Source organism: Pseudomonas syringae group sp. J309-1 (assembly GCF_032582135.1).
In the GTDB taxonomy this organism is placed as follows: domain Bacteria; phylum Pseudomonadota; class Gammaproteobacteria; order Pseudomonadales; family Pseudomonadaceae; genus Aquipseudomonas; species Aquipseudomonas quasicaspiana.
Genome location: NZ_JAWHNU010000098.1, coordinates 1 through 10,181 on the forward strand (window position 1 = coordinate 1; position 10,181 = coordinate 10,181).

Below are 10,181 nucleotides of genomic sequence, written 5' to 3' on the forward strand. Positions count from 1 at the left end.
TCCCCATGTGAGAGTAGGTCATCGTCAAGATTAAATTCCAGAACCCCTGATCGCTTACGCGTTCAGGGGTTTTGTTTATGCGCGAAGAAAAAGCATTGTAGGAGCCCGCTTGCCCGCGATGGACGACCCCGCGTTCTGCCTGACGCACCGCCTCGCTACCGGGTAGGACCGAATTCATTCGGGAAGGCTATGTGTCAGGCGATACAAAAGCTGCGGATGTAACGCCCCTTCGCGAACAAGTTTGCTCCTACAGGTTCATCGCTACCGCGTAGGACCGAATTCATTCGGGAAGGCTATATGTCAGGCAATACAAAAGCTGCGGATGTAACGCCCCCTCGCGAACAAGTTTGCTCCTACAGGTTCATCGCTACCGGGTAGGACCGAATTCATTCGGGAAGGCTATATGTCCGGCAATACAAAAGCTGCGGATGTAACGCCCCCTCGCGAACAAGTTCGCTCCTACCGTCCATGCGCCAAGCTCGGTAGGACCGAATTCATTCGGGAAGGCTATATGTCAGGCGATACAAAAGCTGCGGATGTACCGCCCCTTCGCGAACAAGTTTGCTCCTACCGTCCATGCGCCAAGCTCGGTAGGACCGAATTCATTCGGGAAGGCTATATGTCAGGCGTTACATAAGCTGCGGATGTACCGCCCCCTCGCGAACAAGTTCGCTCCTACCACTGCTAAATGAAACATACGGATACACCTTCATCTTCCCGGATCGCAGCCGATAGCTTGCTAACTTCATTCTGTGAGTTCAGCCCGCATGACACTGCGTAATCTTGGAATTGCCCTTCGCGCCGCTCTCTGTTTCTCCCTCATGGCTTTATTCGTTCTGTTCCTCGGTGTAATGAGTCTCGACAAAATGTCCGGCCTCAACAAAAACACGACGGATCTCGGCGGAGGCTGGCTGAAGTCCACTCGGCTGCTGGGAGAGTTAGCTGATACCACCTCGCGATTCCGTACCATGTCTTACCTGATCATGGTCAACCGCACCCAGGCGGACATCGACAAAGCCGAAGCCCGCCTTGAGGTGTTGACCAAGAAGGCCAACACCATCGTCGCTGCTTACGCGCCTTTGGTTCGTAGCCCGGAAGAGAGCACCAAGTTTCAGCAGTTCAAAGAAGCACTGGCTAACTATCTGGTCGCTCAGGACAAACTGCGTCAAGCGTCACTGGCCAAACGTGATGCTGAGATTCCAGGTTTGATCAGCGGTGAGCTCAAGAAGTACTCAGACCAAATGGCACCTTTGGTCGAAAGTTTGCTGGAGCTTAATCGTCAGGGTGCAGACGCTGCCGTTGCAGAGTCTGCGAGTGAATACATCAGCGCACGTAACATCATCATTGCCGTTCTGGTTCTGACTGCCGTACTGACTGTCCTGTTGGCAGTGCTTCTGACCCGCAGCATCGTTCGTCCGCTCAGCGAGGCTGTAAGGGCTGCGGAAGACGTGGCGCGCGGTGATCTGACCACTACCGCCCAAGTAAATGGCCGTGATGAAGTCACGCGCCTGCAGCAAGCGCTGCAAACCATGCAGATGAATCTGCGAGACACCCTGCAGCGTATTTCCGGCTCGGCCACTCAGGTTGCTTCAGCCGCTGAAGAGCTCAATGCGGTGACCGAGGAAGGTTCGCGATCCTTGCAGCAGCAAAATAACGAAATCGAACAAGCCGCTACTGCCGTCAACGAGATGACGGCTGCCGTCGAGGAAGTGGCCAGCAACGCAGTGAACACGTCGACTGCTTCGCAGCAATCCAGCACCTCGGCCATGCAAGGTCGTCAGCGCGTGCAGGAAACGGTCACTGCCATTCAGCAAATGACTACTGACGTCGAAGTCACTTCCGAGCAGATCCGCAGTCTGGCTGACCAGACTCAAGATATCGGTAAGGTTCTCGACGTGATTCGCGCCATCGCTGAGCAGACCAACCTGCTGGCCCTTAACGCCGCCATTGAGGCTGCGCGTGCCGGGGAAGCCGGGCGCGGTTTTGCTGTTGTGGCTGACGAAGTCCGGGCGCTTGCCCATCGCACTCAGCAGTCCACGCAAGAAATTGAAGTGATGGTCAGCGGCATCCAGCAAGGTAGCAGCAAGGCCGTAGCTTCTATGCAGAACAGCAGTAGCCGCGCTCAAAGCACTCTGGAGGTGGCTCGCAGCGCCGGTGATGCTCTTGAGGAAATCACCCGAAGCGTGGGTGAAATCTCCGACCGTAACCTGGTTATCGCCAGTGCTGCAGAAGAGCAGGCGCAAGTGTCCCGTGAAGTGGATCGTAACCTGGTCAACATCCGTGATCTGTCGCTGCAGTCTGCCGACGGCGCTCATCAGACCAATGCTGCCAGTCAGGAGCTGTCGCGGTTGGCCGTTGAGCTGAATCAGATGGTGGGTCAGTTCAAGATTTAACGAACGCCGCACCACGCCCACATAAACAACGCCCACAAAAAAGGCCGCATTCTCATGCGGCCTTTTTTGTTCATGTGGACTCAGCTTATTCAGCCGCTTCCTCAGCGACTTCAGAAACAGTCGCCTTCACCTCATCACGGCGACGGATGTACTTCCAGTCCGCCTCATCAATGTAGATGCCGTTAGGCCCGCTGCCGCCTTCCAGGTCGATTGCCACGTGCGCCGATACTTGCGGCTTCACACTCGCCAGAATCGGTACAAAGCCCAGTTGCAGACTCGTCTCCAGCAGCGCTGCCTGGTTCTTCTCGTCGATGTCTGCTGCTTCGTCCAGATAGTAAGGCAGGCGCACACGGCCGGCTTGATCGCGGTCCATCAAGTGCAGCAACAGGTACATGTTGGTCAGCGCCTTGATGGTCATCGTGGTGCCGTTTGAAGCCGCGCCGTCGATGTCGGTATGGATCACCGGCTGGCCGTTGACCTTGGTGATCTCGAACGCCAGTTCGAACAGGTCTTTCAAGCCCAGCTGGTTATGGTTTGCCGCCACCAGACGCGCCAGATACTCCTTGGCCTCTTCGTTCTTGTTGTCCTGCTCAGCGCTTTGGCTCAGGTCGAACACCGACAGCGTTTCGCCTTCTTCGTACTGGCCAGCGCTATGGATAATCTGGTCAATGTGCTTGAGCGCTTCCTTGTTGGGAGCGAGCACGATACGGAAGCTGGCCAGGTTGGAAACCTGACGCTTGTTGATCTCACGGTTGAACAGAGCCAGTTGATGTTCAAGGCTGTCGTAGTCGCTACGGATGTTGCGCAGTGTGCGCGCAATGTCGGTCACGGCTGCGCGGCGAGCCTTGCCCAGCGTCAGCGCTTCGTCGGTGCGGTGTGCGTAAGCATTGATCAGCAGTTGCAGACGACGCTCGACGTCTTCTTCGCTGTCGAACTTCGCGACACCTTTCAAGCGTACCTGGGCATACAGCGCTTCGATCTGACCATCGCTGCGCAGCAGACCTTGCCAGCTGTCCTGATAATCGTTGAGCAGTGGCAAGAGGTTATCCAGTGAGTCATCCACCGGATCCATGTAAGGCGTACCAAACGGCAGATCGGCAGGCAGCAACTGACGACGACGCAAGGCGTCATCCAGCGTGCGTTGCTTGGACTCCAGATCGCCAATCTGGCGCGCGACCAGTTGCAGCTTGGCGGACAGTTGCTGGACGCGCTCGGTGAACGCGTCGCTGGAGCGCTTCAGTTCATCCTGCGCAGCTTCCATCTGTGCCAGTTGCTCGTGCTTCTCGGGCTCTTCAGCGCTCAGGGTCTGGCAGCGACGGAAGTCTTCCAGCGCTTTCTGTGCGTCCAGCACCTGCTGATACAAGGCTTCTGTTTGCGTTTTGCTGGCCGCGCGGTCGGAAGCGACGGCCTGCTGCGTCTTGAGCTGTTTCAGTTCTTTTTCGAGACGTTCTTTCTGATCACGCAATGCGGCACGGTCGGCCAAGGCTTGCAGGGCAGGCGGCTCGATGTTGGTCAGGTTGATCGACAGGCCCGGCACCTGGAACTGGTCGCCTTTGAAGCTATCAAGGATGGCTTCGAGAGATTTGACCCAAGCATCACCGTCATCTAGCGCGATACCTTGCTCACCCAGTGGCAAGCTGAACAGGGCGCTGTTGAACAGGCGCATCAAGCGCTCTACATCCGGCTGCGAGAACTCTTCACGCAGACGGGCATAGCTGTTGTTGTCCGCGTGATCGAGTTGTTGCTTCACTGACTTCAGGCGTTTTTCCAGATCGCGCAGACGTTCGTCCAGATCTTCGGCGCTGAACTGACGTGATTGTGCCAAGGCACCGGCCAGTTCATCGTGAGCATCCTTGGCGGCCAGCAACTGTTGCTCCAGCACTTTGGCGTCGTCAACCAGCGCGAAGCGATTCTTGAGGACCGCCAGTTCGCCGATCCAGCGCTGGATACTGCTGATTTCCCGCTCCAGACGCATTAGCTCCTGAGTGCCACCGCGCTGATCGTTCTGCAGTTCATCCTGTTGGCTGCGGTAGTGCTCGGCCTGGATAACCAGCTCTTCCTTACGTGCGGTGGAGTAATCCATCCAGGTGCCGAGCAACGAATCCAGAAGCGGCGACAGGCGATGCAGCTTGCCTCGCAACAGATCACGCTGAGCGACACCTGCCGCCAGCGCTTCGACCAATGGACCCGCTTTGACCAGCGAGTTGTAGTCCTGCTCCATGCGTCGCACGTCGCGGAAGGCTTCTTCACACGCGGCGATGTAATCCACGCTGCCGGAACGCAGGCTGTGTTCAAAAGCATCAAGGAACAGCTGCTTGAGCTTGGCGGCGGTGATTTCGCGCATGTGCAGCAAGTTGATGAACAGCGCCCGGAATGTCTTCAGGCTCTGTTCACTGGTGGAGCGCAGCGGGATCAACGTCAGGTCCAACGGAATAGACGTGTGACCGCCCACCAGCAAGCGACGCAGTTCGTCGGGCTTGAGTTCATAGGCTTTCAGGCCCTGGCTTTCCAGGTTGCTGAACAGCTCTTTCTGACGCAGGCAGGTGTCGTTCTTCTGGTAATGGCCCAGATCCAGTTTGCCCGCATAGGCAAAGAACTGGTGACCGAAGCCACCACCGGGGCCACGCCCGACCACGCCAATGACGTGCGGGCCGTGGGGCAGGGAAACTTCAACCAGGATGTAACTGGTGTCCGACGCGAAGTAGAACTTGCGGGACTGCTCCAGGCTGTACTTGCCGAAGCTCATGTCCGACATGCGCGCCAGAATAGGGAATTGCAGTGCGTTGATCGAGGCGCTCTTGCCGAGGTTGTTGGCCCCGTACACCGACAACGGGTGCTCCAGCGGGAACAGCCCAAGGCTGTAACCGGCCGTATTCAGCAGGGCAAAGCGGCGGATGCCGTAGCGTTCCTGGCTCATGCATCCATCTCCTGTTGCTCGTCAGCGATCGCGCGGGCCAGGGCCTGCTCTTCGGTTTCTTCCACGTCTTCGAATTCGGCGAGGTCCAGTGGGTCATCGGTTTGCAGCAGCTTTTCATCGCTGTCTTCGTCGATCAGTACCGGCACTGGCAATGGCAGAACGCTGTGAAGGCTTGCGGCCAGGTCGCGGTCCTGTTGTACCGAGAGACAAACGTCGAGGAAGCGGTGCATCGGCGGCAGGAAGCGGTAGATGCCGGTTTCTTCAGCAGCGAAACCCAACTGGGTCATGCGGCGCATGATTTTCTCTTCCAGCTCGTCCTGGGTCTGCACTTCGGCCTGCAAGAACAGGTCGCGATACTTCTCCAGCATCGACGGGAGTTCATCACGGCCAAGGCTGCCGCCGTCCAGCACGGCTACCGGGTCACGACCCTGGTCGGCAAGGTGTTCAACCAGAATGAACGTGAACAGCGCCAGACGTTGCGCGGTCTTGTTGACCTGCGCAGCGGCTTGATCCGGGACGAAGTAATAGAAGCCGCGGGTGTCGCACACCAGTTCAAACCCCAGCGCCTTGAACAGCGTCCGGTATTGATCCTGTGCGTTGGACAATTGCGCGTACAGCTCCGGGTCGCGGCGGCTGATGTGGAAACCTTTGAACAGCTCGCGGAAGATCGGCGCGAGTTGCGACATTTCGGAAAGATCAAGATGCATTGGCTGGGTTCCCCGTTTGCTCATCACTGCTGGCGAGCAGGGCGAAGGAGCGCAGGCTGACCTGATGCTCCTGAGTAAAGTAGTCACGACGCTCAAGGCGTTCGCGGGTGAAGCGTTTCTCGCGGGACAGGCGCGAGAACCAGTAGAGCAATTCGTCAGTAGCGCCGTTCGGCTCCTGTTCCAAAAGCCAGACCATCAGGTCCGGCATCGGCAGGGCGTCTTCGCAACGCTCAAGCATTTCCTTGACCGTGCGGGGCGCCTGCGGTGAATCACCTTTGCGTTTGCCAACACCGGCCTTGGGAAATTTCGCCGGTTTCGGCTCAAAGCGGGCCAGCGCATACACGTAGGCCTCGACCTGGCTCGCGCTGCCCAGAAAGGTGCTCTGCGGACGGGTGAACATCGGCATCGCCGCTTGCGGCACTGCATCGATGCCTTTACGACGAATCGCCGAAAGGGCCAACGCTGCGCCACGGGTGACTGCGTTGTGGCGGCGCGCTTCTTCACGCAGCGGCAGCAGCAGTTCGCGGGCATGACGCAAGGTCAACTGAGCGCTGGTCTGCATCTCAAGAATGCGCGCGTGGGTACGCAGCAGCATGTCGTCGTCGACCAGTTGGCCAAGGCGTTGCTGCTCAGTCAGCAAGCGCAGCAGCACGTTCTCGACCTTGCGCACGCCTTGTTCGAAAGCGCCGTCAGCGTTTACCAACTGAATCATCGGCTCGACGTATTCGTCCCAGGTGGCCAGCACTTCTGCATAACGCTGACGCAGCGGGATCTGGCGATCACTGGTCTTGGCCCTGTCGGCAACGCCCACCAATGCCTGTTCGTCGTTGGCGAGCTTTTTCAGCACGTCGCGCACGCGCATGTCCAGCAGGCGCAGTTGCCGGGCCAGGTCATTGGCGTCGCGGATATCAAAGGCGTCCTGGATATAACCCGCCAAACGCTCCAGATGGCGCAGATAGGCTTCGATTTCCAGGCACAGGCCCAAACGGTGCTCGCGACGCAGGTACGACAAGAAGTCATGAATCTGCGCGTTGAGTTCAAAACGGTTAGGGCTTTTCGCCACTGGAACGAGGATATCCAGGCGAATCCACACATCCAGCAGGTTGGTGATGTCCTGCGGGGTGCTGTCCAGTTGCTGTGCCGCCAGTTGCAAGCGCAATTCGCTCAGGCTCAGAGTGCCTTGGTCGAAATGTTCGCACAGCGGCTCAAGAAGCGCCCAGTGTTCGGCAAGGGCGCGCAAGACGCGCTTGGGTTCGATCATTGGTAGGCCGACTGTTGGTAAATAAAAGCGGCGATTGTACTGCATCGCACGCCTCAAATTTCATCTCCGGGCGATCAACTGCGGCGGGAATTGGCGAAGAGTTGTAGAATCGCCGTCCTAACTTATCCACAGGTGGCTGACCTTTGCTCAACGAGTCCCGCCGCCGCGCTTATTTGACTGCCATGCAGGTGGTCAATTGGCTGCCGCGCACCGAACTGCCGTTTGCGGCTCCGTCACGTCCGGAGCTGCTTGCTCCGCTTGCGCCACAGGTTGAACCGGTGGCGGATATCGCGGTGCCTGAAGCTGCGGTCAATCAGGTGGCGAGCGCCGTTGCGGCAAGTCCGGCACCTGTCGCACGACCAAAGATCGAAGTGCCGAGACCTGCGGCCACCAATACCCGCAAGCCTGCGGTCGCCGAAGACGAGGCTACTCCTGCGCCAGTCAAGGCTGCTGTTGTGCCGCCGCCGCGTTTCTCGTTGCAGTTGCTGCGCACCGGTCGCTGCATGGTGCTGGTGGAGTTACCCACAGGCCAGGCGTTCCAGAGTCGTGATCCGGCTTATCTGCTGCTCAAGGACATGCTGCGCGCCGCTGGTTTGCCGGACAGCCCGCAGATCATTGGCGAGCCAGTACGCTGGCCGCTGCTAAGTCGTGGCCAGATCGATCAAGGGCCTGAAGCTGCGCGTGATTTCGTTCAGGGTTTTGTCTCGGCTCGTCTGGAAGAGGCGCCTTGCGCCTGCCTTTGGCTGGTCGGTCTGCCGTCGGTGCGCTTTGCCGGGGAAGCCAATGCCGAGGCTTATAACAGTGAACTCGAGGTTGAAGGCCTGGGTTCTGCCTGGGCGTTGCCGGGTCTGGAATTATTGATGGACGAGCCGCAACGCAAGGCCGATGTCTGGAAAGCCATGCGTCGGCTAATGGCGCGCTGGAAACCGATCGATGAGTGACGCAATAACTTTCCGCCCGATGACCGAGGCGGATCTGGACGCTGTACTGAAGATTGAATACGCAGCTTTCAGCCATCCCTGGACTCGCGGCATTTTTCTGGATGGACTCAAGTCTTACGAAATCTGGCTGATGTTCGAGGGAAACCAACAGGTCGGGCATGGCGTCGTGCAGGTCATCATCGACGAAGCTCATCTGCTCAATATCACTGTCAAACCGGAAAGCCAGGGCCGCGGTCTGGGTTTGCGCCTGCTGGAGCACTTGATGTCACGTGCTTACCAGTTGAATGCACGGGAATGCTTCCTCGAACTGCGGGACAGCAACCGCGCGGCTTATCGCCTTTATGAGCGCTTCGGCTTCAACGAAATCGGCCGCCGCCGGGATTACTACCCGGTTGCTGGCGGCCGCGAAGATGCGCTGGTCATGGCTTGTACGTTGTTTGAGTAATCCAGACTACTGACCAGAGTCATTCCCCGGTAGGACCGAATTTATTCGGGAAGGCGGTGTTCCAGGCGATACATAGGTCCGGATGTACGCGCTTCTTCGCGAATAAATTCGCTCCCACTGATGTCGGCTGGCAAGCCAATATGGGATTTCCCATAAGTCCAGAACGCATTCTACTTACAAAAGCTTCTCAGGCTTCCCATCCAGCGGATCCAGTCGGCCCAGCTCAGCCTCATCCAGACCATCACCACCACCAATGTCATCTTCATCGACTACTGTCAGATCGAAATCGGCGGGGTTGTCTTCGCCTTCTTCTTCAGCGGAGCGGGCACCGTCTTCGCGGATCAGAATCTCTGGATCCAGATCGTCGTCAGTCGGGTGATGATCCGGAGTCGACGCGCCGGTAAGGCCTGCTTCACGCACGCGCTGCTCAGGGATTTCACGGGAGAGTTCGTCTTCCGGGATCAAGTCGCCGATGCGTGCATCGTCGCCTTTGTCGTCGAAGTTCAGCTCACGCATGGAGCCCATGCGGTCTTCGTTATCGTCAATCGGTTCGGGTTGAGTTGCACCGTAAGGGCGGCGGGAATCATTCATGGCGAATCCTCGTTATTAAGGGGCTTGAAAGGTGGACCGGCACCTATTCTGAAGATTCACTTTGCTTGCACGAGCGGATCGGGAATCTGCACAACAGAAGTTAGTGACCCGGATCGTCGAGCCCCAGTCATAAGCTGGCACATCTTCGAGGCATGACACATGAACGAGCTACAAGACCTGATCGACAACAACGAACGTTGGGCAGATGCGATCACCAAGGAAGATCCTGAGTTTTTTGCCAAGCTGGCACGCCAGCAGACCCCGGAATTCCTGTGGATAGGTTGCTCGGACGCCCGCGTACCTGCCAACGAGATCGTCGGCATGCTGCCGGGTGATCTGTTTGTGCATCGCAACGTGGCAAACGTCGTGCTACACACCGACCTCAACTGCCTGTCAGTGATCCAGTACGCCGTTGACGTGCTGAAGGTCAAACACATCCTGGTCACCGGCCACTATGGTTGCGGCGGTGTCCGTGCATCGATGCAGGATCGCCAACTGGGCCTGATCGATGGCTGGCTGCGCACCATTCGCGATCTGTATTACGAGCACCGCGATACTCTTGCCAAGTTGCCCACCGAGGAAGAGCGCGTTGACCGCATGTGCGAGCTGAACGTCATCCAGCAAGTGGCGAACGTCGGCCACACCAGCATTGTGCAAAACGCCTGGCATCGCGGGCAGAGCCTCTCGATCCATGGTTGCATCTATGGCATCAAGGACGGCCGCTGGAAAAGCCTGAACGCGACCATCAGCGGCTTTGAGCAACTGCCGCCGCAGTACCGCTTGCGTCCGTTGGGGGAGTAAGTAATCCGGTTGGATACAAAACCCTGTGGGAGCCGCCCCGGTGTCCCAGGCACCACGCTGTCGCGCAGCAAACACGGACCCTGTAGGAGCGCGCTTGCCCGCGATTCGGTCTGTCAGTCGATGAA

8 protein-coding genes are annotated in these 10,181 nt (G+C 58.0%); 4 read left to right on the forward strand and 4 right to left on the reverse strand.

All coding sequences use genetic code 11. The features are described from left to right. Positions 1-767 precede the first annotated feature (767 nt). A complete protein-coding gene (locus tag RX972_RS28395) occupies positions 768-2,393 on the forward strand; it encodes a methyl-accepting chemotaxis protein (protein ID WP_122396327.1) in 1,626 nt (541 codons plus the stop codon). An 85-nt stretch (positions 2,394-2,478) separates the two neighbouring features. On the opposite strand, the gene mksF is transcribed toward RX972_RS28395, so the two are convergent. From mksF to mksB, 3 genes are read right to left on the reverse strand one after another with little or no spacing between them, the layout of a single operon-like run. Further along, positions 2,479-5,310, reverse strand: a complete 2,832-nt coding sequence (mksF, locus tag RX972_RS28400) for an Mks condensin complex protein MksF (RefSeq protein ID WP_027900170.1) — start codon at positions 5,308-5,310, stop codon at positions 2,479-2,481. Beyond that, positions 5,307-6,017: an Mks condensin complex protein MksE gene (mksE, locus tag RX972_RS28405; RefSeq protein ID WP_027900171.1), complete on the reverse strand. Its 711-nt coding sequence runs from the start codon at positions 6,015-6,017 to the stop codon at positions 5,307-5,309. Before mksE ends, mksF begins: the two co-directional genes overlap by 4 nt. Continuing rightward, positions 6,007-7,278, reverse strand: coding sequence for an Mks condensin complex protein MksB (gene mksB / locus RX972_RS28410; protein WP_027900172.1), 1,272 nt, complete (start codon positions 7,276-7,278; stop codon positions 6,007-6,009). The genes mksE and mksB overlap by 11 nt, the downstream gene beginning before the upstream one ends. Before the next feature lie 143 nt (positions 7,279-7,421). On the opposite strand from mksB, the gene RX972_RS28415 reads away from it, so the two are divergent. Both RX972_RS28415 and rimI read left to right on the forward strand, forming a co-directional pair. Then, on the forward strand, positions 7,422-8,219 hold the full coding sequence (locus tag RX972_RS28415) for an energy transducer TonB (RefSeq protein ID WP_122806273.1): 798 nt from the start codon (positions 7,422-7,424) through the stop codon (positions 8,217-8,219). Next, positions 8,212-8,664 (forward strand): ribosomal protein S18-alanine N-acetyltransferase, encoded by a 453-nt coding sequence (gene rimI, locus RX972_RS28420; protein ID WP_027900174.1) that lies wholly within the window; start codon positions 8,212-8,214, stop codon positions 8,662-8,664. Before RX972_RS28415 ends, rimI begins: the two co-directional genes overlap by 8 nt. Before the next feature lie 174 nt (positions 8,665-8,838). On the opposite strand, the gene RX972_RS28425 is transcribed toward rimI, so the two are convergent. Then, entirely contained in the window at positions 8,839-9,255 is a 417-nt protein-coding gene (locus RX972_RS28425; protein ID WP_122396325.1) for a serine kinase/phosphatase, read from the reverse strand. A 159-nt stretch (positions 9,256-9,414) separates the two neighbouring features. On the opposite strand from RX972_RS28425, the gene can reads away from it, so the two are divergent. Beyond that, positions 9,415-10,056 (forward strand): carbonate dehydratase, encoded by a 642-nt coding sequence (can, locus tag RX972_RS28430; protein ID WP_027900176.1) that lies wholly within the window; start codon positions 9,415-9,417, stop codon positions 10,054-10,056. Positions 10,057-10,181 lie beyond the last annotated feature (125 nt).

Excerpts from the sequence above, each read along its gene's own strand:
- mksE (WP_027900171.1), bottom strand. The coding sequence starts at position 6,017 with ATGCATCTTGATCTTTCCGAAATGTCGCAACTCGCGCCGATCTTCCGC.
- rimI (WP_027900174.1), top strand. The coding sequence starts at position 8,212 with ATGAGTGACGCAATAACTTTCCGCCCGATGACCGAGGCGGATCTGGAC.
- RX972_RS28395 (WP_122396327.1), top strand. The coding sequence starts at position 768 with ATGACACTGCGTAATCTTGGAATTGCCCTTCGCGCCGCTCTCTGTTTC.
- mksB (WP_027900172.1), bottom strand. The coding sequence starts at position 7,278 with ATGATCGAACCCAAGCGCGTCTTGCGCGCCCTTGCCGAACACTGGGCG.
- RX972_RS28425 (WP_122396325.1), bottom strand. The coding sequence starts at position 9,255 with ATGAATGATTCCCGCCGCCCTTACGGTGCAACTCAACCCGAACCGATT.
- can (WP_027900176.1), top strand. The coding sequence starts at position 9,415 with ATGAACGAGCTACAAGACCTGATCGACAACAACGAACGTTGGGCAGAT.
- mksF (WP_027900170.1), bottom strand. The coding sequence starts at position 5,310 with ATGAGCCAGGAACGCTACGGCATCCGCCGCTTTGCCCTGCTGAATACG.